Origin of the sequence: Neobacillus cucumis (genome assembly GCF_016908975.1) — a bacterium.
In the GTDB taxonomy this organism is placed as follows: Bacteria; Bacillota; Bacilli; order Bacillales; family Cytobacillaceae; genus Neobacillus; species Neobacillus cucumis.
This window is the reverse complement of sequence record NZ_JAFBEX010000009.1, coordinates 125421-147028: the sequence shown is the minus strand read 5'-3', so window position 1 is coordinate 147028 and position 21608 is coordinate 125421. Positions and strand designations below refer to the sequence as shown.

The following is a 21608-nucleotide window of genomic DNA, read 5'->3' as shown; positions in this document are numbered from 1 at the left end:
AAATGTCACTGTTTTAGCAGGCATTTTCTTTTTTTCTATCAAGTGGTGATAAATGATGAAAAAAAGAAAGTTCGCTTTGTTAATTTATAGTCTGTTCCTAGCCATTGTAACTGTTCTACTAATTGACCAACACAACAAAGCAATAAAGATGAAAATAGAACATCCTAAAAGTAAACTGTACCGTTTATCAATGCCCGCCAAAGGGAATGGATACCGGCCCCAATACCACTTTTCCGTTCCAGACAAATGGAAAAATGATCCGCAAAGACCCATCTTTTTTGGAGGGAAGTATCATTACTATTACCTTTATAACAAAGACTATCCAGATGGAAATGGTACCGAATGGCGGCATGCAACATCCGAAGATTTACTACACTGGACAGATAAAGGGATTGCCATCCCGAAGTATACCAATAAAAATGGAGATCCGTGGTCGGGGTCTGCTGTTGTAGACTGGGAAAATACCGCGGGATTTGGCCGTGGCGCGATTGTTGCGATTGTCACGCAGCCTTCTGCCAACGGCGGAAAGCAGGAACAATTTCTTTGGTACAGCAAAGACAACGGAATGACGTTTAACTCTTATAGTGATACCCCGATAATGGCCAATCCGGGTACAAAGGATTTTAGAGATCCGAAAATCATCTGGGACAGTCGTGATCATAAATGGGTAATGGTTCTGGCAGAAGGAGGAAAAATAGGGTTTTATGAGTCACGCAACTTAATATCCTGGCACTATCTTAGCAGCTTCTTAACGGAAAAGATCGGAACCCTGGAATGCCCTGATTTCTACTTAATGCAAGCAAATGACGGAACATTCAAATGGGTACTTGGCGCTAGCGCTAACGGAAAAGCAATCGACAAGCCAAACACATATGGCTATTGGACAGGAAGTTTTAATGGAGTGGAATTCTTCCCTGATCAATTCGAACCTAAATGGTTAGATTATGGTTTTGACTGGTACGGAGGTGTGACCTTTGAAGAAGAAAAAAAGAGCAATCCATTGAAAAAGCGCTATGCTCTCGCATGGATGAATAAATGGGATTACGCCAACCATACCCCCACGTTGAAAGAAGGTTTTAACGGCATGGATTCGATTGTTCGAGAAATTCAACTAAAATCTACTGGCAGAAACAATTATGTGTTAACTTCTAAGCCAATAGAAGCGATAAATAATCTGGCGAAATCAAAAGATTATATTAAACAATTGAAAGTAAAAGGCACTAAAACACTCCACATTACAGGGGATGTCTATCTGCTTGAAACAGATATTTCTTGGACTGACCTCAAAAATGCTGGGATAAGGCTTAGAGAATCTGCCGACAAACGCCGGCACGTCGATGTCGGTATTTTTGTCGAGCAACATTATTCATACGTCAATCGGGCGTTTACAGGTCAACCTGATCCAAGCAAGCAGTACTTGGAGAGTAAGGCGCCATTTGATGTCAGCAAAAAGAATGTACATTTAAAGATTCTTATCGATCGATCAAGTATAGAAGTTTTCGTGGATGAAGGAATGGTTGTTCATTCTAATTTAATTTTCCCTAAGGCAACTGATCAAGCTATCACGCTTTTTTCTGAAGGAGGGACAGCAGTATTTAAAAATATCGTTGTAAAACATCTAAAGTTGTAATAGATTAGACTGATTCCAAGTCCCAGAATTTAAAATCATAACCGGAGTACGGGGCCGGGGAGACCCCGCAGTCGCTTTCATCGCCAAGGTCGCTCCCCGGCACGCCCCCGGAAAGCGAAGCCGCCCTTCGCTGCAATAAACATTTAAAATTAACACAGCCTTTTTAAAAAAAATGTTGTAAATCGCTCAGGAATTGTGTAAAATATAATCATAATTTGAAGAAAATAATTTGCCGGTTTAGCTCAATTGGTAGAGCAACTGACTTGTAATCAGTAGGTTGGGGGTTCAAGTCCTCTAGCCGGCACCAGAGTTTTTTTGCGATAGCAAAACAACTAATTATTCCGCAGTAGCTCAGTGGTAGAGCTATCGGCTGTTAACCGATCGGTCGTAGGTTCGAGTCCTACCTGCGGAGTCATAGTTCAACAAGGACACTAGGAACTAGGTCAGGGCGGGAACGCAGCAGCCTTAACTAGTGAAATTGTGTGAACTATTACATAGGACGAAAACAAAACGCTAAATTCTAATTAAATAGAATTTAGCGTTTTGTTTTTTTCATTCAGTTATGTTTTTATGAGTTGGAAAAAGTAGTAGGAGTTGTTAAAATAAAAATGACTTATACATACCTTTCTGGAGGAAAGAATGATGCCCCAACTCATTTTTAAAGGAATCTCGGTCGATCAAGTGAAAAAAATCAGTACACTTTTAGTAGAAGAACTTGCAGAGCTATGTCAGTGTGAAACCGACAATTTTACCCTAGAAATCGTCCAATCTACTTTTGTATTTAATGATAGGGAAGTCCAAGGATTTCCATTTATAGAGGTAAAGTGGTTTGATCGAGGCCAGGAAATAAAAGACCAATTTGCAAACATCATCACAAAACATCTTCAATCACAAGGCATTGCAGAACTCGAAGTGGCCTTTAGTGTATTTTTGGCATCCGCATATTACTTAAATGGCCATTCTTTCGAATAATGGGTCGTCTATCAGGCGATCTTTTTAATTTTAACAAGCTATAATATCAATTGTGAAATTTTGAACAATGTTTGAAAGGCTCAATAATTCAAAAAAATTAGTGATAAATCTCATACAGTTTTCCATGATTTAACTGTTAGTATTGATTTTGGGAACAAAACTTACAACAGTTGGAGGAATGGTTTCATGATACAAGATTATGACAAACTTTTTACACCGTTTAACATTGGGAAAATGGAAGTAAAGAATCGAATTGTTATGTCGCCGATGGGAACGAACTCTGCTTCGCCTGATGGAAGAATCTCTGTAGATGAAATTGATTATTTTGAAGCACGCGCTCGTGGAGGAGCGGGTATGATTATTATGGGCTGCCAATTCTTAACCGAAGATTTAGCCCAGGGATCACTTGAAGGAATTCTAGAAAAAGACTATGTCATACCATTGTTAACAGATGTATGCGAAGCTGTTCAAAAATATGGAACCAAAATTGTAGCACAACTTAGTTGTGGAACAGGGAGAAATGCTTTTCCAAATATGTTTGGGGAACCACCAGTTTCGGCTTCAGCCATCCCATCCACCTTTAATCCAGATATGCTCTGTCGTCCCTTAAGCGTAGATGATATCCAAGTTATTTTAAAACAATTTGCCGATTCAGCAAAACGGGTCAAGGCTGCTGGTTTTGATGCAATCGAAATCCATGGACATGCAGGTTACCTGATTGATCAGTTTATGTCTCCTATTTGGAATAAACGGGAAGATGAATATGGCGGGACCTTGGAAAAACGGATGCGCTTCCCAACAGAAATAGTTCAATCAATTCGTGGGGCAGTAGGACCTCATATGCCAATCCTATTTAGGATATCCTGTGACCATCGTTTTAATGGCGGCAGAACCATCGATGAAAGTATGGAAATGTTAAAAATGCTTGAAGCAGCTGGAGTAGATGCAGTTGATATCGATGCAGGCTCCTATGAGACGATTGATTATATTTTTCCACCGGCTTATTTAGGTGATGCGTGTATGGATTATGTCTGTGCACCAGCCCGTCAAGCTGTTTCAATCCCTATTTTGAACTCAGGTAATCATACTCCTGAAACAGCCTTAAACTTAATCGAATCAGGGGATGCTGATTTTGTCATGTTTGGTCGCCCACTCATTGCTGATCCTGACTTGCCTCATAAGTTAATCGAAGGCAGACGTGAAGATGTACGTCCATGTATTCGCTGTAATGAAGAGTGTATTGGCAGAATAGCCGGCAGATTAACCAAGCTGAGCTGTTCGGTTAATATTCAAGCTTGTAATGAAAAAAGATTTGCGATAGAAAAAACAGCTTCACCTAAACAAATTGTGGTAATCGGAGGGGGACCAGCTGGATTAGAAGCTGCCAGAGTGGCTGCACTTCAAGGACATTCGGTTACCTTATTTGAGAAGGAATCCGTGTTAGGCGGTCAGATTGCAAGTGCGGCTACACCACCATTCAAAAATAAACTTCGTGAATTAATTCGTTGGTACGACAATCAACTAACTCAACTAGGTGTAACAGTTAAATTAAATTCGCTAGTGACAGTTGATAATCCAGCGCTAGAACTTTGTGATCAAATTATTGTAGGTACTGGAGCCGTACCGGTTATTCCGTCAATTCCTGGGATAGATAGGGAAAATGTGATTGGAGCGATTAATGCTCATTTGAAAAGAGAATTAGTTAAAGGTGATGAGATCGTTATAACGGGTGGCGGTTTAACTGGCTGTGATCTTGCCCTAGAGTTGGCAATGGAGGGCAAAAAGGTAAGCATTGTGGAAATGCAGAATACGCTAGCACCAGAGGTTTTTTTCATTAACTCCGCTTCTTTAATGCCCATGCTCAGCAAATATCAAGTTCAGGCTTTAACTGGACATCGTGTTCTTTCTTTTGAGAAAAATGGCTTGTGTGCAATGAAAGAAGATGGTACAGAGGTCTTCATCAAAGCAGATACCATCATTAATGCTTTTGGTATGAAACCAAATGCTGAATTATCACATCTAATCCGAGCCAAATATCCGAATAAAACTAGATTAGTTGGTGATGTTGTTTGTATCGGAAAGGTAGGTAACGCAGTAAGGGCTGGTTTCTTTGCCGCTCTTTCCATCGATTCAACCAAATCGAATCAACGTGAAATGCAGTTCAATTAATCAGTGAGCTTCCCTATTTAGTATAGGGGGCTTTTTTATGTTTAAATAGGATAATTTTAGTAGAAATTGAAAAAATTAAATAAGGGTAATTTTTAATGTTGTTACGATTTGTATAATCTTGAAAAAGGAATGGAGTTTGTCATTATTATGAAGATCATAAACTTAACTGTTGAACTCATCGTTGGTTTTTTCTATCTGTTTTTAATCGTTAAGTTTGTCGGAAAAAAACTTATTAATCAAATTTCTCCATTCACTTTTATCGCTTCTATTGTTTTCGGTGAATTGCTTGGAAATGCCTTATACGATCATAAAGCTGGTGTCTTCTATATTTTTTATTCGATGACAATATGGGGAGCATTACTTTTGGCAGTTGAATCTCTTAGTCAAAAATTTCTTAAGTTTAGAGGAATTGTGGAAGGGAAACCATCTGCTCTTATCAAAAATGGAGTCGTAGACCGTGAAGCATTGCGGAAAAATAGAATGAATATTAATCAATTGCAAAGTTTACTTCGACAGAGTGAAACTTTTTCAATCCGCGAGGTAGCTTTTTGCTATTTGGAGGCAAACGGGTCCATCAGTATCCTAAAAAAATCGAAATACCAAAAAACCACTCAAGAAGACTTCCATATGCCTTCTCAGGCAGTTGCAGTTCCCGTAACCATCATAAGAGATGGTGAAGTTCTATGGGATGAACTTCATGAATTGGGCTTAAAAGAAACTTGGTTAAAATCGGAATTAAGCACTCGTCATATTACAGACTATAAAGATGTTTTTATTGCTGAATGGCTTGAAGGGGACGGTTTATTTGTACAGTCTTATTAAAATTGGTTTGGATTATTTACATTTTTCATTTGCCTTCTAACCTCTAACTTATTTTTTATAGAAGATTTCTTTTAAACTAAGACTTTTGATGTATTCAAATTTCTGGTTAAAAAAGTTATTATTTTACGTTGTACGGTATGAAAAACTGGCGTTTTGGGCATCCGGTTTTTCTACCAAATTATCATTTTTCTAAAGTTTTTTTAAAAAGAGGGAAGGTAGATTCATGTTTTTAGATTCATTTGTTTTGGGTTTTTCTACATCGGCTATAAATTATGACATGTTAATAAATCTAGGAATTTCTATAGGGATTTTGTTTTTATTTATCCTTTTTCGAAATTTATTTACAAAATATGTGTTTCAGTTAATTTTAAAGTTATCTAGAAAAACACCCACAGATTTTTTTGAACAAATCTGTTTAAGCTTTGAACGTCCTTTAGGCTGGTTCTTTATTATTGTAGGTTTGTACGTAGCCATGGATTATTTTCCATTCATTGAACAGCACAATGCCTTATTTTTAAAATTTTTGCGCTCAATGATCATTGTTTTAATTACTTGGGGTTTGTTTAATTTGTCCTCTCCAACCTCGGGGTTATTAATCAGTTTTAATCAAAAAATCAACAATAAAATTGATTTAATCCTTATTCCGTTTATTGCCAGAATCATCCGTGTCATCATGATTGCGATTAGTATCAGTATAATCGGGCAGGAATTTAATTATGATGTGAATGGATTGGTGGCAGGTCTGGGAATAGGGGGACTTGCAATTGCTTTAGCTGCTAAAGAAGCAGTTGGGAATTTAATTGGTGGAGTGGTCATTGTAACCGAAAAACCATTTTCCATTGGTGATTGGATCTTAACTCCTAGTGTTGAAGGAGTCGTTGAAGATATCAATTTTAGAAGTACGAAAGTTCGTACGTTTAGTCAGGCTCTAGTAACGGTTCCGAATGCGACACTTGCAAACGAGGCAATCACAAACTGGAGTCGTATGGGGAAAAGAAAGATTGATTTTCACCTCGGACTTAACTATCAAACGACCAAAGAAGGAATTCAACGAGTTGTGGCTAGGATCGAACAGTTATTGAGGACTCATGATGAGATCCATCCGGATACGATTATGGTCGCATTCGATCATTATAATGAGAGCAGTCTCGATATTCTTGTCTACTTTTTCACGAATTCTACTGTTTGGGCAGAACATGTGAAAATTAAACATGAAATTAATTTAGAAATAATGGGAATCTTAGAGGAAGAAAGAGTCGAAATCGCATTCCCAAGCCGAACCATTTATGTGTCTCCGCAATCAAATGAATTATATCAAACCATGGGATCATTTGATTGATTTTAGTTTTAATATGTTTATATTAGGTATACTTGTGCTATAGTTACAAAAAAATGGGCTGCATCTGTAGTCCTTTTTTATTTATATACTTTTTAAATTATATAATGAAGTCAAGGTATAACTAATAAAAAGAGGAACAATCTATTACTGTTGAATTTGAACGACAGTGAGGGATGAAATAATGTACAGTAAAACTGACAAAATGGGAAGCCACTATCATTCAATACAAAATGACTTATGGCTACATCATGATCTTTTTAGCCTTGGATGGTGGGGAATTGTCATTGTAAATGTCTTATTTCTGATTTTGTTCATCTTTTTAATTGACCGTTACAGAATGTTGTTAATTTCTTTTGCTTTTGTCGTTCATTTTGTCATTGTGGGTGTTGGAAATGAAATAGGTTCTTATTTTGATTTTTGGAGTTATCCTCATCAGTTAGTTGTTTTTACTCACCGGTTTAATGCGGTAGATTTTGCGGTAGTTCCAGTCATCATGACTTTAACGTATCAATTTTTCAGTAAGTGGAAGGCTTTTTTTCTGGCCACAATTTTCATATCAGCTATCATATGTTTCATTGGGGTTCCTATTTTTGTTCATTTCGATTTATATAAATTAGATCATTGGAATTACTTCTATTCCTTTTTAGTAACCATATTAATGCTTGTTGTGGCCAAAATTATTATTGATTTTGTAAAGAATAAATCAAAACAATATACATCATAACTTTACCTAAAACGCCAGGGAGCTGTGCACCATCCTCTGTATATTACATACTTCCTTTATTCTAAATAACATGGACCATTGATAAGAATCAAAAATAAATTTAAAGTTAACAAAGGGCCGCCAATGACGGCCCTGTTTTTTGTTATTTTTCTTGCTGAAGTGGTAATGTAATTAAAAGTTCAATGATTTGACTCTGATAATCCACATGAATGGTACCATGATGCAGCTCTACGATACTTTTGGTTATAGCCAATCCTAATCCGGCTCCGGACTTGTTAGAGGATCGGGATGTATCGACTCGATAAAACCGATCAAATAATCTTGTCACCTCATCTTTAGATAATGCTTCACAGGGATTGGCAACAGAAATTTGAACGGATTGATCACTCTTTGCCATTTTAACAACAATGTTTCCAGGTGGCGTACTATATTTGATGGCATTTGTTAGGATATTTTCCAATGCCCGAACCATTTGATTTGGATCGACTTCCATTAAGATTGGTTCTTTTGGCAGATGGGTATCAAACATAACCTGATGATCTTTAGCAATCGGATCTAGTTCGCCAATCAGCTGTCTAAGCATTTGATTTAAACTTACTTTTTCTTTTTTGAGTGGGGTACCTTCATATGTTAATCGTGTAAAATCAAACAGATCTTCGATTAATTTTTTTAATTGCTCCGATTTTCCGTAGGCAATATCCACGTATTCATCTAATTGATTTTGCTTTTTGTATTGATGGTCTTTGACTAATCTCAAATAGCCCATAATAGATGTTAGTGGTGTTCGTAAATCGTGAGAAACATTCGTAATTAACTCATCTTTTAGTTTTTCATTTTCTCTTTGTCTTTCAATCATTTCGTCTAATTCTGAAGCCATATAGTTTATATTGGTCGCTAGAGAGCCTAATTCATCTTGACTTTTCTCCCGAATCCGATATTTTAAGTTTCCTTTCGCTATCTCCATTAATCCTAAAGCAATCTCCTCAATTTCCCGCATTTTTCGTTTGGTGATTAAATAAAAACAGAGAATGAATGTTAGAACTCCAAGAACATAGGGAGTAACACCTGTTTCTTTCATATAAACCGTCGTTGATTTCGGAACGCCACTTACGATGATATAGTGCTTTTCACCTTCCAGGGTGATTTGATAAATCCTTGTCACCGTGGGAGATTTATTATGCTCTTTTCCAACCAGGGTTTGTTGGGATTTTGATATTTCAGTTTGGATATCAACTACTGTTTCACTAACCCCTTGGGACTTATATAGAACTTTTCCATCTGAATTTGTAAGTAGTGCAAAAAGATTGGTTTGCTGTTTAGGTTTATTGATTACATATTGAATTAGTTCATTCTTAGTTATTCGATAGACGGAGTTCCCTTCGTAAGGGACTGTAAGCAATGGTTGTGAGCCTTTAGTATTTGTTTGAACGCGGTTTAGATATTGCCTTTTAAAAGCAGGATCTTGATCTCCTAGTTCTATAACCAGTCCGTTTAGATCTTGATTCATTTCGTTGAATTGTCGGATTAAATCTCGAGCACTTTCATCGATGGTGACAACGCCTTCTGTAAAATCAAGTCTGCGATCCTCATTAAAAAAGAAGGGGCTTGCTGCCAAACCAACAAGCGTTGAAATAGCAATACAAAGAACAAAACCGATTATCACCTGAATTCGGATGCTTGTCTTGACTAATTGGACCAGTTTATCCAAGTAGCCGCCACTTCTAAGGAAGGGGAGAATCGTTTTATTATTGTTCAATTTTATAGCCGACCCCCCAAACGGTTTTTATATACTTGGGTGTTCGCGGGTTATGCTCCAGTTTCTCACGCAAATTACGAATATGAACCATGACGGTGTTTTCGGATTCATAAAATGGTTCATTCCATACCCGTTCATAAATTTTTTCGGTACTAAATACTACACCTGGGTTCCGAGCCAATAACTCCAAAATGGCAAATTCCCTTGGAGTTAATTTGATTTCTTTTCCATCAACTGTCACTTCGTGTGTCGAGACATTGATTAATAAGTCATCTATTGAAATGACATCCATTTGTTGAGGTGTAGTGGGCTGCTGGGCTCCATCCATGTGATTCAAACGAAGATAACGACGGAGCTGTGATTTAATCCTCGCTACTAATTCCAATGGTTGAAACGGTTTTGTGACATAATCATCTGCTCCGGTTGTTAATCCCATAATCTTGTCCATATCCTGCGATTTTGCTGATAACATGATAATAGGAACATTTCGGCTCTCTCTTATTTTCAAACAGGCTTGGATTCCGTCTAAACGAGGCATCATGATGTCTAAAACGACTAAATGAACATTGTTTTCCTCCAGGAATTGCAAGCCTTCCAATCCGTCTGCTGCTTTCAATACGTTATATCCTTCATTGTTTAAATAAATCCCGATTAAATCACGTATTTCTTTTTCATCATCAATAATTAGAATGGTTTCTTGTGACATGCAAAACTCTCCTTTCTAATGCCTAAAGTGTACTCTATTCCTCTTAAGAAAAGACAATAGAATTTCTGAAGAATTTCTGAAGATTTTCATTTACTTTTAAGAAAATCTTCAGAAGGAACGGTATGTTTCCTTAAGAAGTTTTTTGTAACATACATACAGATACACGAGGAGGAAACAAAGATGAATAAAAAATGGAAAATCGTTGGGATGCTTTGTTTTCTGATGAGTATCCCAGCCATGATGTTGGTTTATCCCTATTTAAATACACCCACTCGCGGAGTTCATACGCTTATTACAAGTTTAGATAAAGCCATACCGGTAGTGAAATGGTTTGTGATTCCCTATGTTGCCTGGGTTGGTTACTTAACCATAACGTTAATTTACTTATGTTTCAAAGATTCTACACTTGCATTTAAAACGATTCTTGTTTTTGATTTGGGATTATTAGCTTGTTTTATCATTTATTATTTTTATCAAACAGTAGGTCCAGTACGTCCTGAGATTACAGGAAATGATTTAATTTCACAATTATTGAAGTATATTTATCAAATTGATCAACCTTATAATTGTTTTCCAAGCATTCATGTCATGAGCAGCTATTTAATGATACGATCCATTCGGAATTGTTCATGGAGAAATGGCTGGATCAAGTGGGGCATTAGAGGTTTTTCAACCTCCATCATCCTTGCCACCTTGTTTATCAAACAACATGTGCTGATGGATGTGTTTGCCGCCATTATATTGGTTGAATGTTTATTTAAAATGGTCGACGTTGTTTATGGTTGGTTGTTAGTACCAAAACAAACCATAAAGCCAGTTGCCAAAAAGTCCTTTTCAGTCTAGACATGTAACTATTTAGATACCCACCGGTAAATGTGTACTTACGTTCTGATAAAGAAACAGTCATATTAACATTTAAGGGGAGTGGAGAGAAATGAAATTAGTTAATAAAGAGAAAGTATTAATCCTTACCGGAAACTATGGAGATGGACATATTCAGGTTGCCCAAGCTCTTGATGAAGCAATACAAATCCGTTTTCCTGAATTAGAACCCGTTATTTTTGATTTTATGGAGTGGGTTCATCCTTATTCAAATCAAGTAAGCCGTTTTCTATATATGCAAGGAGTGAAAAAATTCCCTCAAGTATACGGCTATATTTATCAAAAAACGAGAAGAGTCAACAAATTATCAAATATGATGAAGAATGTATTTTCTTCAGGTCTTGGACGGATGTTGAAATTGATTGAAGAGGTGCATCCTTCGGTCGTTGTTAGTACGTTTCCCTTGGCAGCTGCAGTGATGTCAAAATTGAAATCTTTAGGTTTAACTGATATTCCAACGGTTACCACAATTACCGACCATACGGACCATAGCTTGTGGATTTATCCTCTTACCGATCAATATATTGTTGGCTCAAGGATTGTCCGTGAATCTCTCATTCAATTAGGCGTTGAAGAGGAACGCATTGCGAATACAGGGATTCCGATTCGCCAACAATTTGCTAAAGTATTTCAACGAGAGGAAATTTTCAAGAAACATGGTTTAGATCCACATATGAAAACCGTCTTAGTAATGGGAGGCGGCTGTGGCTTAATTGGTGATGGCAGTTCAACTTTGCAAGAGTTTGAGGTATTACCTGAGCCGGTCCAACTAATCATTGTTTGTGGACATAATGAAAAACTTCGAATGCAATTAAAGGAAAAACTAAAAGATTCTAAACATAAAATCCATCTTACTGGTTATATCAATTATGTTCATGAGTTAATGGCCATTTCTGATATAATGATTACAAAACCAGGTGGAGTGACAACTTTTGAAGCAATTGCCATGGAATTACCAATGCTTCTTTATAAACCGATTCCGGGTCAAGAAGAGGATAATGCTAAATTCCTAGTCCGTTCAGGAGTGGCTGTTCAAGCCAATTCAGATCAGGATTTAACGGAACAATTATCAACTTTATTAAGCAATGTAGCATTACTTCAACAGATGAGGGAGAATTCCAAACAATTTCACCCTAAAGAATCTTCGTTTGCATCAGTAGAGGTAATCTTTCAAATAAAAGAAACGAATAATAGCTTAAATGAATTCGGGTATTCCTTTGGTTTGTAAGTCCAAATAAGAAGGTGAATAAGAACATTCTATGGTAGATTCTTACAAGAAAAAGCAATCATTCATATCTCGCTCACTTTCCATTGGTAGTTTTCTTATTTTCTTACTTTTTATTGGACTATATATATACTGTCTTCATTCAGGAACAGCAAAAATATGGTTTGAATCCATTCGTAATCTAGGTGTTATTGGAATTTTAATCGGGATTCTCATTCAAGCGCTAGTAAATGTAATTCCAGTCCCGGGCGAATTTATTTCTCTTTTTCTTATCGGCATATATGGTCCGGTAGAGGGCGGATTTTATTCTTGGACGGGCGGGATATTAGGCGCCGTGCTTGCTTATTATTTGTCTAATTGGATTGCCCGTCCGATTATTGAACCTTTGGCAAAACCATATATGGATAAAATAAATCGTTGGCTTTCGAAACAGGGGAATATCGGGCTTTTACTTATCCGTTTTGTCCCATTGGTTCCTTACCATTTCATTAATTATAGTGCTGGTTTATTGCGAGTAAATATATGGGCGTTTATTTGGACAACCGCTTTAGGTATCTTGCCCTATACCATAACAGTGAGCAGTTTGTTTGCAGGCGTGCGACATGGAAGGTTGATACCTATTATGATTGGGGGCGGACTCTTTATCCTATCAAGTGTTTTCAGTGTTGTTATGAAGAAAAGAATGAATGAACGATAAAAAAGGGGAGTGCAGGAAATGTTAATCTACTTAGTACTTGTATTGTTCTTACTTGCACTTTACTGGCTGGTTCCATTTATTCTGACTGCCGGTGCAGGGATTGGGGTTTTAAAAAGGAATGCATCATCTGAAAAAATTGCGTTTACGTTTGATGATGGTCCCAACCCTCTTTATACACCACAGCTGTTGGATTTGCTAAAAATAAATAATATAAAAGCAACTTTCTTTGTTGTGGGGTCTAAAGCGGAAAAATATCCTGAGTTGATTGCAAGAATGCATGCTGAAGGGCATTTAATCGGAATGCATAATTATGTGCACAAATCTAACTGGGTTTTATCTCCTTGGACCATTCGTCGGCATTTGAATAAGAGTGCAGATAGTATTGAAAAAATTACCGGGGAGCGTCCGGTTTATTATCGTCCGCCATGGGGTCTCTTAAACTTACTTGATTTTTTACTTATGAAGAAGTACAAGATTGTCCATTGGTCAGTCATGGCAGAGGATTGGCGCAGTAGAGGTGGAAGTGAAAAAATTAAAAACAGACTGTTGATGGATATCAAAAATGGAGATGTGATTCTCTTGCATGATTGCGGACTAACCCCTGGAGCAGATGAAGATGCTCCGATGAATACCATTCATGCTTTAATAGATGTTTTGAGAGAACTATCAAACCGCGGGATGGCTTGTGTAAGATTAGATGAATTATAGAGTTAAAGAGTAGAGAATCATGGGGACGGTTCTTCTGATTCCGAATCAGAAGAACCGTCCCCATGATTCTAAAATTTTAAATGGTGAATGGTGTTTGTCCATGCCAATCTTTAGCAAAAATAATATATATATAGGGTATTCCAAATATTATCAATGCTAAAGGGGGGAATTTGATGCAATTGGATTATGAACGTGCCCGTCGTTTAGAAGGCAAAATGATTCAGTTTAGAAATGCGGAAGGCGAATGGTCCATTGGTAAAGTAGTTAAGGTTAGAAAAGATGGGCTTGAAATTGAAGAATTAAGTTCGTCCGGTTCTAGTAATGGATACGGATTCGGTTTTTTTGGGCCAAGACCTTGTTTCTTTAGACCACCTGTTGTCGTTCCATTTGTTGGTTTTGCTTTTTTCCCATTTTTCTTTTAATCCCATGCGTAGGTGGAGCATGAGATGAAAGACAAAATAGCTGTCATCTGAGACAGCTATTTTGTCATTTGTATCTAACTGATAGTGGGATATATATTTATTTCGTTAATTGAATTCGATCCTCAATTTGAGGAGGTTCTTCCATCCAGCCATTTTTAATCATAAGTTTTCCGCCATCTTGAGCAAAGGTGAAAATATCTGCTGCAAGGCGCGCCATTTTGATCGGTAAATCACTTCGTAAACTAAATGCACCGCCTAAAGCATTGCTACCGAGTCCAAAGGATGCTAGCAAACCGGTGTTATACATCATTAATTTGTCAGAAAAGGGTGCTATTTTTGACGTAGTTGCTTTACCTGCATGTGTAGCCGGAGGTTCAATAAAACTTTGCCGTAAAAATTCTCCTAAATCCATTTCGATTTTTTTGGACAATTTCATTCCTTGGACAAGATAGTCTTGTACCTCATTATTTGAAGCCACTTGAGCAAATCCAATCATTAATTGCATTCCGACAAGGTTCGTTTCAATCGCATGATGAATCAGCGAGACTTCGACTGTATTTAGGGACCTTAGGTCTCCGAATAAATGGAACCCACTGCGGTAGTCCTTATCTTGTACAAAATGTACCTCTTTAGGCATCGTTACAAGGGCTGGACGTACCAACACGCCTTTTTCTAAAAGGAATTGTGTAGCTTGTAAGTTCATTTCTTCTGCTTCTGCGGTCAACTTGATAAAAAAATTATTAATGTCTTTGCGATAGGACATGCCGCAAAAGAGGGAATAAAGGCTCATTTCCACTTTCGTCATTAAGTGCAAATACATAATATCATAAAAGAAATCATATAACTTTGGAACACCTTTATGTATATCTTTTTCAGTAAAACCAATCGGGATGACCGCACCTTCTTGTTGGAGAATTCCCGTAATGGTCTCAATGGCATATAAAGCCCCATTATAATGTGACTGTAGAAGTTCTTTTTCTTCATTTTCCGCATGTTCCATAAAATGCTCTACTATCCTGAGGATCATCGTTTTTTCTTGAAAAGCCATCCACAAATTTGCCAATTCTGATGAAGTGATCGGAACTGCACTAGAAGTCATTCATTCATCCCTCCTGTTTCCTATAATTTAACCTTAAACATCCCATTTTAATGCTTCCTAAATATAAATTTACACTTCATTAAATGACTTTCGTCTACTGAGAAAATAAGCAATTAAAAAAATACAATAATTAATTGGAAAGGAATAGAGAGAATCCCATTTAATTGGTTTGTAAAATCCGAAATGGCGAAACAAGGGTTCTCCAATAAATGAAGCAATTATGCTGAATAATAGGGCTTTCACAAATGGATTTACACTTGGTTTAATTTGAATTAAAGACATAATAAGTACAGGAATTAGGGTAATATCCCAAGGTGAAAACGAAGGGATGAATGGCATTAAGTCATAATAATATAACCAAAATCCAAGTTTTGTACCTATGAAATCAAATAGTATTGAAACAATCATGGAGAAAAAGCCAGCAAATAACAAGCGGCTTGAACTATCCTTTTTACGAAAAAAAAACCATAAGATCCAAGGGACGATCGTTAAGAAAACTGTAATCCACCAATGAGCAGTAAAAACTACATGATCATTCCATATATCAAACTTTATCTCCTGAGCCTTATTGTTCATTTCCGTGAGTTTTTCTAATTCATCTTGATAAATCTTCGGAGGTTTCATCAAAAATTCCGCCTTATGTTAAACGTCAATTTACTCCTTATTCTTAACTATTTAGGTTAAATCATTCTTCGAATCAAGGGGACGGTTCTTCTGATTCCAAATCAGAAGAACCGTCCCCTTGATTCTAAAGTAACAAATCATTACCATCATGATATTTTGGATATATTTCAGGATGTAGAAGATATCCCATTTTAGCCATTCCGTTTAACAGCCGAGGGGACGGTCTGCAAAAAAGCGGTTCGTCTAGAATGTAGAGGTGATTATTTTTAATTGCTTTTATATCTTCCCACCCTGGACGCTTTAGGATTACTTGTGGATTAACCTTGTTTTTCTGTACACCCACCCATACCACGCAGATGATGTCAGGATTTCGGAGTCTTACGTCTTCCCAATCCGTTTGAACGCTTGCTTCCATTCTATCTTCAAATATGTTTCTTCCACCTGCAAGCTTACTTAGTTCTGTTAACCAGCTCCCCGCACCTGGAGTAAAGATAGGCTTTGCCCACCATTCCCAATAAAGAGTTTTACGTGTATCTACCTGATTACTTAGTGAGTCAAAATTCTCCAAAATGCCAATGAATTTTTCATACACTTGTTTTGCTTTATCCTCAGTTTTCGTTGCTTTTCCAACAAATAAAAGACAGTCTCCGACTTCCTGTAAAGTTTGAGGATTAGGTACAATCACATACGGTATATTTCGTTTTTCCAGTTCCATAATATTCCGTTCCATGCCTGGAACAGATAGAGACGCTAACACCAAGTCAGGGTGCAATTTTTCCACTTTGTCCATATCTATTTCCAAATCTGGTCCAAGCTTTGGAAGCTGTTTGATTTCTTCAGGCCAATCGGAAAAATTGTCCACTGCAATTAATGAAGTAGTTAACCCTAAATACGCTATTAATTCCGTATTGCTCGGACATATTGAAACTAATTTCAACTAAATGCCCCCCTTAAAATTTTCTCTTACTAATATCATAATGCATTACTTGAAGGATAACAGTATATAGATTTTAAAAAGATGTAATACATAAGGGGGGAAACTAAAAAGAAGGCAATAGAAAAATTAATGGAAAAGCATATCAGAATGGTAAGTATTCAGCAAATTCCGATAGATAACTGCGGCAGGTGGTACCGGCGGGGGCGGAATAATGGGAGGAAATATCGGTCCATGCCAAGGATTGTAATGAATGTGATGATGGTAGGGATGTAAAATGATGTAATAATACATAATATCAGCCTTTCGTGTATGGTTACAGGTAAAGTATGAGCATTTACCTAATTATGATTGGATGAAGGCCTAAGTTAATTATTTATCAAGGAGTGACTGCTGTGGCGGTCCCTGATTTTTTTGTGTATTTGTAGTAAAAATGGAACAAAATATAACGGATAATCAGCTGGAGTAACCAATGAAAAAGGGTCGTAAAACGGGGGGAAAGCATGGTAAACATCAAGAAACTCGTAGTAAGTACCATTTTAGTCCTTTTGATTTTAAATGGATCGTTATTAAAGAAGGTGAGTAAAGCGGAAATCGACACGCCTTCCATAGCAGGAGAGTTCGGAGTCGCGATCAATGCCGTGACAGGCGAGATTCTCTATAACAAAAATGCTCATGCAAGAGCGTATCCGGCAAGTATGACGAAGGTATTAACGGCCACAATTTTGGATGAACAAATGAAAGATGGGGAAATTTTAACGGTTAGTCGTCATGCGGCTAATCAAGAATGCATATGTTTTGGACTAACTGCAGGAGAAAGAATTTCTAAACTAGACGCGATGAAGGCCTTATTATTATTGAGTGCAAATGATGTAGCGGTTGTGATAGCGGAAAACGTGGCTGGCAGTGAAACAGGGTTCGCAGACCTTATGAATCAAAGGGTCAAACAATGGGGTCTTCAAAACACCCATTTCGTAACAGCAAATGGCCTCCATCACTTCAACCATTATACAACACCCTATGATATGGCTCTAATTACTAGAGAAGCGATTAAACATCGCAATGTACTGGATGTTATGACTACCCGAACCACCCAAATTAAGACAAGCAGACAAGAAAAAAACATCCGAAATTTATTTCACTTTTATAACAATCCCCACGCCATTGCTGGAAAACCTGGTTTTACGGATGCAGCACAACATACGCTAGTTGAATATTTAAAAAAGGGCGACCAGGAAGTCATTTCTGTCGTCATGAAGTCGAATAAGCGATCAAAATACAACGATATTCAAACGATGGCAAACTATACATTTGCGCATATGAGCGCGTATTCAAATTAAAATCGATTTTTATACTTGTCCTACTGCAATTGTTATATCTATACTTATAGAGAATGATTACTAATTCATCGTTGGAGGAAACATGTCTATTCAAGTTCAAGATTTAAATAAGTCTTTTCGTGTCCATGTCAGACAGGAGGGATGGTCAGAAGCATTACGCAGTTTATTCAAACGGGAATACCAAACCGTTGATGCGGTAAAGGATGTATCCTTTTCCATTAATACAGGTGAAATCGTGGGTTTCTTAGGACCCAATGGGGCTGGTAAAACAACAACGATTAAAATGTTAGCCGGCCTGTTGCATCCCTCTTCTGGAAAAATTGAAGTGAACGGTTTTAAACCACAGGAACAGAAGAATGAATATAAAAAAATCATGAGTTTGGTCATGGGGCAGAAAAGTCAATTGATTTGGGATATCCCGCCGATGGAAACCTTTCTAGTTAATAAAAGTGTCTATGAAATAGATGAAAAAGTGTTTAGGCAGACCCTAGACGAACTGGTTGAATTGCTAGAATTAGAACCATTACTTGGAAAACCTGTTCGGAACCTTAGCCTTGGTCAGCGAATGAAATGTGAATTGGCTGCCTCGTTATTACATCGTCCATCAATTCTTTTCTTAGATGAACCGACGATTGGCTTGGATGTGGATACGCAAGAAAAGGTGCGTCAATTTATTGCCAAGTATAATCGTGAATATAAAACTACTATTCTGCTAACCTCTCATTATATGGGAGATGTAACCGCCCTTTGTGAGCGAGTATTAATTATAAATCATGGGAAACTACTTTACGATGGAGAGTTACAAGTTTTAACGGAAAGATTAACTCCATATAAATTGTTAGAGGTTCGACTTCCTTCTGGGTCACACGGTCGATGGGAGTCCTTCGGGGATGTTGTTTCATTTGAAGATGGAAGACTGACACTTCGAGTCGCTCGAGACCGTGTACCGATTGTTTCATCTGAACTGCTTGCTAATTTTGAAATTAATGACCTCAATATCCAAGACCCGCCGATGGAAGAAGTGATTACCTTAGCTTTTCAGGAGGAATCACATGATTACTAAATATCGAGCCATTTTACGGATGAAGTATGTTGAGATGTTTTCTTATCAACTCTCGACGATGGTATGGATGTTTGGAACCATGGTCCAGCCTTTAATTACCATGATGGTCTGGATTAATATTTATCCAGATCAGGGAGATACTTTTATTTTGTACTTTATTTCCTTAATCATGGTAGAACGCTTAACGAGTGCTTGGGACATTTGGGAAATGGATCGACAAATACGGGAAGGAACGTTTTCCTATCAAATCGTTCGACCTTTTCATCCGATTCATTGGGCGATTGCTGAAAATATTGTTTATAAAGGTTTGTTTTTAGTTATTTTGGTACCATGTTGGCTCATTTTATCAATTTTTATTCCTTCTCTTCAATTACATTTATCATTCAGCCAATGGGGATTATTTTTAGCAGCGCTGGTGCTTGGTGCGATTATTCGATTTGCTTTTAGTTTTATGTTTGGCATTTTGGGTTTTTGGATGACCAAAGTGACCGCTGTCTATGCAACGTTCGAAACCGTTTCATTATTTATTTCGGGCCGTATCGCCCCATTTTCTCTGTTACCACCGATTGTGAAACAAATCAGTACCTTCTTACCTTACCGTTATATGATCGGCTTTCCTTTAGAAATTCTCACCAAATCCGCCGATCAGCAAACCTTAATGGTTGGATTTATCGGTTCTTTCATTTGGACTGTACTTCTCATTGGAGCCATCGGGTGGCTATGGAAGGCTGGATTAAAGAAAAATCAGGCGGTTGGTGGATAACATGGGTCGTTATTGGCGGATATTTAAAGAATTTTTTCGAACATGTCTAGTAGAAGAGCTAGAATATCGAAGCGAGTTTATTGGCAATCTCTTTTCAAGCATATTTGGTATCATTGTTTCGGTTTTAATGGTTCAAATTTTCTTTTATCAGACGGATCAATTAGGTGGTTGGGTATACGCAGATGTTTTAATCCTGCTTGGTATTTATAATACCTTGCAAGGATTGATTGATTTCGCTCTTCGCCCGAATATGCCGAGACTACTTTTGCATATTCGATTGGGAACATTAGATTATGTCCTGACAAAACCAGTGGATAGTATGTTTTTTGTCAGTCTGCGGCACCTGGTATTCTGGCGTTTGATTGATGTTGTTTTAGGGATTGGCTTAATGATCTATGGTCTCTTTCAAAAACATTTCATCCCGTCTTTACTGGATGTAGGGTTCTTTGTAATTAGCATTTTTGCTGCGTTATTGATCATTTATTCATTATGGATGTTATTAATGACCACAGCTTTTTGGGTGATTCGAATGGATGATTTATCCTTCTTATTCAACTCCTTTTTTGAAACAACCCGGTTTCCTATCACGATGTATAAAGGGTGGATGCGCATGGCATTAACGTATGTCTTACCTGCTGCGTTTCTTACCTTTACCCCGGCAAGTTCTTTAATTGGAAAGTGGGATGGTGGAACAACCGTTGCGTCGCTTATTGTCGCAGTTGTGTTCTTTTGGCTGGCTCGTCGATTCTGGAAGTTTGCTCTTGCGAATTATACTAGTGCGAGTAGTTAAAATCTAAATAATGTTGGATGTTTATTTTTTAAAAATTTGGAGGTAAATAATGTGGATGCTAATGAGTTAAGAAAACTTTGTGCCAAGGAAGCAATGAAATATATTCACCATGATTTTATTATCGGATTAGGTGCTGGTAGAAATATTGAATGCTTAATAGAATTATTGGATGAAGAAATCAAAAATGGATTAAAGGTAAAAGTGGTAACCCCATCTTATGATACAAAAAGGCGTTGTGTGGAAAAGGGTATAGAAGTGCTGGAAACCTATTTTGTAGATGAGGTGGATGTTGCCTTTGATGGATGTGGAGAGGTAGACAAAAACTTTTATGCTTCAAAAAGCGGGGGCGGCGTCCATACAAAAGAGAAATTAATTGCTGCCATGGCTAAAGAGTATATCTTGCTCATAGATGAAGAAAAGTACTCAGATACATTAAGCTGTAAATATCCTATCGCACTGGAAGTTATAAAAGATTCCTTAAGCTATGTAATAAAAAATGTAAAAAAAATCGGTGGGGAGCCTACTGTTAGAAGAAGCAGTATAAAGGATGGTTACACCATAACGGACGACGGTAATTTCTTGATCGACGTCCAATTTCAATCCGTAAATGATTTTAATGAGCTTAATGATTATTTAAACAATATTGATGGAGTTATCGGAACCGGTCTATTTACAAAGGAAGTTACAAAGCTCATTATTGCAGAGAAAAACGATGTTAGAGTGATTTCAAAAGTTGAATCGCCAATGGTATAAACCGGAGTTAAAAACCTAAAGTAAAAGAGCAAGCAATTAAGCTTGCCTTTTTACTTTGAATCTAGAAATAGATAAACGACATTATTAATAAATTTGTTCATTAATCAACAGATTTTACTCATTTACCAATTGTAATGATTTTGTTTCAGTTTATAATTAGAAGCGGATGTTATTTATAGTGAGAAATGTT

Annotated in this window: 22 protein-coding genes, 2 tRNA genes and 1 other RNA gene; 20 read left to right on the top strand and 5 right to left on the bottom strand. The window is 37.2% G+C overall.

The genetic code is table 11. The annotated features are described in order from the left end of the window. Positions 1-52: 52 nt before the first annotated feature. From levB to JOC76_RS13815, 9 genes are all read left to right on the top strand, one after another. Complete coding sequence (levB, locus tag JOC76_RS13855; RefSeq protein WP_372441952.1) at positions 53-1630, top strand: 2,6-beta-fructan 6-levanbiohydrolase; 1578 nt, start codon at positions 53-55, stop codon at positions 1628-1630. A gap of 231 nt (positions 1631-1861) precedes the next feature. Beyond that, a tRNA-Thr gene (locus JOC76_RS13850) sits at positions 1862-1937 on the top strand. 33 nt (positions 1938-1970) lie between these two features. After that, positions 1971-2042, top strand: a tRNA-Asn gene (locus tag JOC76_RS13845). Then, positions 2042-2127: signal recognition particle sRNA small type (ffs, locus tag JOC76_RS13840), an RNA gene on the top strand. The genes JOC76_RS13845 and ffs overlap by 1 nt, the downstream gene beginning before the upstream one ends. Positions 2128-2272: 145 nt before the next feature. Continuing rightward, positions 2273-2602, top strand: coding sequence for a DUF1904 family protein (locus tag JOC76_RS13835; RefSeq protein ID WP_205178434.1), 330 nt, complete (start codon positions 2273-2275; stop codon positions 2600-2602). A gap of 186 nt (positions 2603-2788) precedes the next feature. Continuing rightward, positions 2789-4771 (top strand): NAD(P)/FAD-dependent oxidoreductase, encoded by a 1983-nt coding sequence (locus JOC76_RS13830; protein WP_205178432.1) that lies wholly within the window; start codon positions 2789-2791, stop codon positions 4769-4771. A gap of 147 nt (positions 4772-4918) precedes the next feature. Then, the gene (locus JOC76_RS13825; protein WP_205178606.1) at positions 4919-5593 is read left to right on the top strand and encodes a DUF421 domain-containing protein; all 675 of its coding nucleotides are present in this window, start codon (positions 4919-4921) and stop codon (positions 5591-5593) included. Positions 5594-5816: 223 nt separating this feature from the next. Further along, positions 5817-6932 carry a mechanosensitive ion channel family protein gene (locus JOC76_RS13820; RefSeq protein ID WP_205178431.1) on the top strand — a complete coding sequence of 372 codons (1116 nt, stop codon included), beginning with the start codon at positions 5817-5819 and terminating at the stop codon, positions 6930-6932. A 181-nt stretch (positions 6933-7113) separates the two neighbouring features. Continuing rightward, positions 7114-7656, top strand: coding sequence for a CBO0543 family protein (locus JOC76_RS13815; RefSeq protein WP_205178430.1), 543 nt, complete (start codon positions 7114-7116; stop codon positions 7654-7656). A gap of 142 nt (positions 7657-7798) precedes the next feature. Here the strand turns inward: JOC76_RS13815 and JOC76_RS13810 are convergent, their stop codons facing one another. Then, on the bottom strand, positions 7799-9412 hold the full coding sequence (locus JOC76_RS13810) for a HAMP domain-containing sensor histidine kinase (protein ID WP_205178429.1): 1614 nt from the start codon (positions 9410-9412) through the stop codon (positions 7799-7801). After that, entirely contained in the window at positions 9402-10118 is a 717-nt protein-coding gene (locus JOC76_RS13805; protein ID WP_205178428.1) for a response regulator transcription factor, read from the bottom strand. Before JOC76_RS13805 ends, JOC76_RS13810 begins: the two co-directional genes overlap by 11 nt. A 180-nt stretch (positions 10119-10298) precedes the next feature. On the opposite strand from JOC76_RS13805, the gene JOC76_RS13800 reads away from it, so the two are divergent. From JOC76_RS13800 to JOC76_RS13780, 5 genes are all read left to right on the top strand, one after another. Continuing rightward, complete coding sequence (locus tag JOC76_RS13800) at positions 10299-10961, top strand: phosphatase PAP2 family protein (RefSeq protein WP_205178427.1); 663 nt, start codon at positions 10299-10301, stop codon at positions 10959-10961. 91 nt (positions 10962-11052) lie between these two features. Beyond that, positions 11053-12228, top strand: coding sequence for an MGDG synthase family glycosyltransferase (locus tag JOC76_RS13795; protein WP_205178426.1), 1176 nt, complete (start codon positions 11053-11055; stop codon positions 12226-12228). 31 nt (positions 12229-12259) lie between these two features. After that, positions 12260-12922: a TVP38/TMEM64 family protein gene (locus JOC76_RS13790; protein WP_205178425.1), complete on the top strand. Its 663-nt coding sequence runs from the start codon at positions 12260-12262 to the stop codon at positions 12920-12922. A gap of 18 nt (positions 12923-12940) precedes the next feature. Further along, positions 12941-13630, top strand: coding sequence for a polysaccharide deacetylase family protein (locus JOC76_RS13785; RefSeq protein ID WP_205178423.1), 690 nt, complete (start codon positions 12941-12943; stop codon positions 13628-13630). 173 nt (positions 13631-13803) lie between these two features. After that, on the top strand, positions 13804-14052 hold the full coding sequence (locus tag JOC76_RS13780) for a hypothetical protein (protein ID WP_205178421.1): 249 nt from the start codon (positions 13804-13806) through the stop codon (positions 14050-14052). Between the two features lie 97 nt (positions 14053-14149). On the opposite strand, the gene JOC76_RS13775 is transcribed toward JOC76_RS13780, so the two are convergent. The 3 genes from JOC76_RS13775 to JOC76_RS13765 all read right to left on the bottom strand — a co-directional run bounded on the left by JOC76_RS13775 (position 14150) and on the right by JOC76_RS13765 (position 16712). Further along, the gene (locus JOC76_RS13775; protein ID WP_205178419.1) at positions 14150-15151 is read right to left on the bottom strand and encodes a DUF3231 family protein; all 1002 of its coding nucleotides are present in this window, start codon (positions 15149-15151) and stop codon (positions 14150-14152) included. Positions 15152-15220: 69 nt separating this feature from the next. Continuing rightward, positions 15221-15775 (bottom strand): CBO0543 family protein, encoded by a 555-nt coding sequence (locus JOC76_RS13770; RefSeq protein ID WP_205178417.1) that lies wholly within the window; start codon positions 15773-15775, stop codon positions 15221-15223. Positions 15776-15899: 124 nt separating this feature from the next. Then, positions 15900-16712, bottom strand: coding sequence for a cobalamin-binding protein (locus JOC76_RS13765; protein ID WP_205178415.1), 813 nt, complete (start codon positions 16710-16712; stop codon positions 15900-15902). 129 nt (positions 16713-16841) lie between these two features. Between JOC76_RS13765 and JOC76_RS13760 the strand changes: the two genes are divergently transcribed. The 6 genes from JOC76_RS13760 to rpiA all read left to right on the top strand — a co-directional run bounded on the left by JOC76_RS13760 (position 16842) and on the right by rpiA (position 21418). Continuing rightward, positions 16842-16985, top strand: coding sequence for a hypothetical protein (locus JOC76_RS13760; RefSeq protein ID WP_205178413.1), 144 nt, complete (start codon positions 16842-16844; stop codon positions 16983-16985). Positions 16986-17212: 227 nt separating this feature from the next. Then, positions 17213-18049, top strand: coding sequence for a D-alanyl-D-alanine carboxypeptidase family protein (locus JOC76_RS13755; protein ID WP_205178412.1), 837 nt, complete (start codon positions 17213-17215; stop codon positions 18047-18049). 82 nt (positions 18050-18131) lie between these two features. Further along, on the top strand, positions 18132-19112 hold the full coding sequence (locus JOC76_RS13750; RefSeq protein WP_205178411.1) for an ABC transporter ATP-binding protein: 981 nt from the start codon (positions 18132-18134) through the stop codon (positions 19110-19112). After that, complete coding sequence (locus JOC76_RS13745; protein ID WP_205178410.1) at positions 19102-19875, top strand: ABC transporter permease; 774 nt, start codon at positions 19102-19104, stop codon at positions 19873-19875. Before JOC76_RS13750 ends, JOC76_RS13745 begins: the two co-directional genes overlap by 11 nt. 1 nt (position 19876) lies before the next feature. Then, the gene (locus JOC76_RS13740) at positions 19877-20665 is read left to right on the top strand and encodes an ABC transporter permease (RefSeq protein ID WP_205178604.1); all 789 of its coding nucleotides are present in this window, start codon (positions 19877-19879) and stop codon (positions 20663-20665) included. A 51-nt stretch (positions 20666-20716) separates the two neighbouring features. Then, positions 20717-21418: a ribose 5-phosphate isomerase A gene (gene rpiA / locus JOC76_RS13735; protein WP_205178408.1), complete on the top strand. Its 702-nt coding sequence runs from the start codon at positions 20717-20719 to the stop codon at positions 21416-21418. The last annotated feature ends 190 nt before the right edge of the window (positions 21419-21608 follow it).

Coding starts and splice junctions, on each gene's coding strand:
- JOC76_RS13825 (WP_205178606.1), top strand. CDS start 4,919: ATGAAGATCATAAACTTAACTGTTGAACTCATCGTTGGTTTTTTCTAT.
- JOC76_RS13750 (WP_205178411.1), top strand. CDS start 18,132: ATGTCTATTCAAGTTCAAGATTTAAATAAGTCTTTTCGTGTCCATGTC.
- JOC76_RS13800 (WP_205178427.1), top strand. CDS start 10,299: ATGAATAAAAAATGGAAAATCGTTGGGATGCTTTGTTTTCTGATGAGT.
- levB (WP_372441952.1), top strand. CDS start 53: ATGATGAAAAAAAGAAAGTTCGCTTTGTTAATTTATAGTCTGTTCCTA.
- JOC76_RS13770 (WP_205178417.1), bottom strand. CDS start 15,775: ATGAAACCTCCGAAGATTTATCAAGATGAATTAGAAAAACTCACGGAA.
- JOC76_RS13815 (WP_205178430.1), top strand. CDS start 7,114: ATGTACAGTAAAACTGACAAAATGGGAAGCCACTATCATTCAATACAA.
- JOC76_RS13745 (WP_205178410.1), top strand. CDS start 19,102: ATGATTACTAAATATCGAGCCATTTTACGGATGAAGTATGTTGAGATG.
- JOC76_RS13820 (WP_205178431.1), top strand. CDS start 5,817: ATGTTTTTAGATTCATTTGTTTTGGGTTTTTCTACATCGGCTATAAAT.
- JOC76_RS13780 (WP_205178421.1), top strand. CDS start 13,804: ATGCAATTGGATTATGAACGTGCCCGTCGTTTAGAAGGCAAAATGATT.
- JOC76_RS13830 (WP_205178432.1), top strand. CDS start 2,789: ATGATACAAGATTATGACAAACTTTTTACACCGTTTAACATTGGGAAA.
- JOC76_RS13790 (WP_205178425.1), top strand. CDS start 12,260: ATGGTAGATTCTTACAAGAAAAAGCAATCATTCATATCTCGCTCACTT.
- JOC76_RS13775 (WP_205178419.1), bottom strand. CDS start 15,151: ATGACTTCTAGTGCAGTTCCGATCACTTCATCAGAATTGGCAAATTTG.
- JOC76_RS13835 (WP_205178434.1), top strand. CDS start 2,273: ATGCCCCAACTCATTTTTAAAGGAATCTCGGTCGATCAAGTGAAAAAA.
- JOC76_RS13785 (WP_205178423.1), top strand. CDS start 12,941: ATGTTAATCTACTTAGTACTTGTATTGTTCTTACTTGCACTTTACTGG.
- JOC76_RS13760 (WP_205178413.1), top strand. CDS start 16,842: ATGGAAAAGCATATCAGAATGGTAAGTATTCAGCAAATTCCGATAGAT.
- JOC76_RS13805 (WP_205178428.1), bottom strand. CDS start 10,118: ATGTCACAAGAAACCATTCTAATTATTGATGATGAAAAAGAAATACGT.
- JOC76_RS13740 (WP_205178604.1), top strand. CDS start 19,877: ATGGGTCGTTATTGGCGGATATTTAAAGAATTTTTTCGAACATGTCTA.
- JOC76_RS13795 (WP_205178426.1), top strand. CDS start 11,053: ATGAAATTAGTTAATAAAGAGAAAGTATTAATCCTTACCGGAAACTAT.
- JOC76_RS13755 (WP_205178412.1), top strand. CDS start 17,213: ATGGTAAACATCAAGAAACTCGTAGTAAGTACCATTTTAGTCCTTTTG.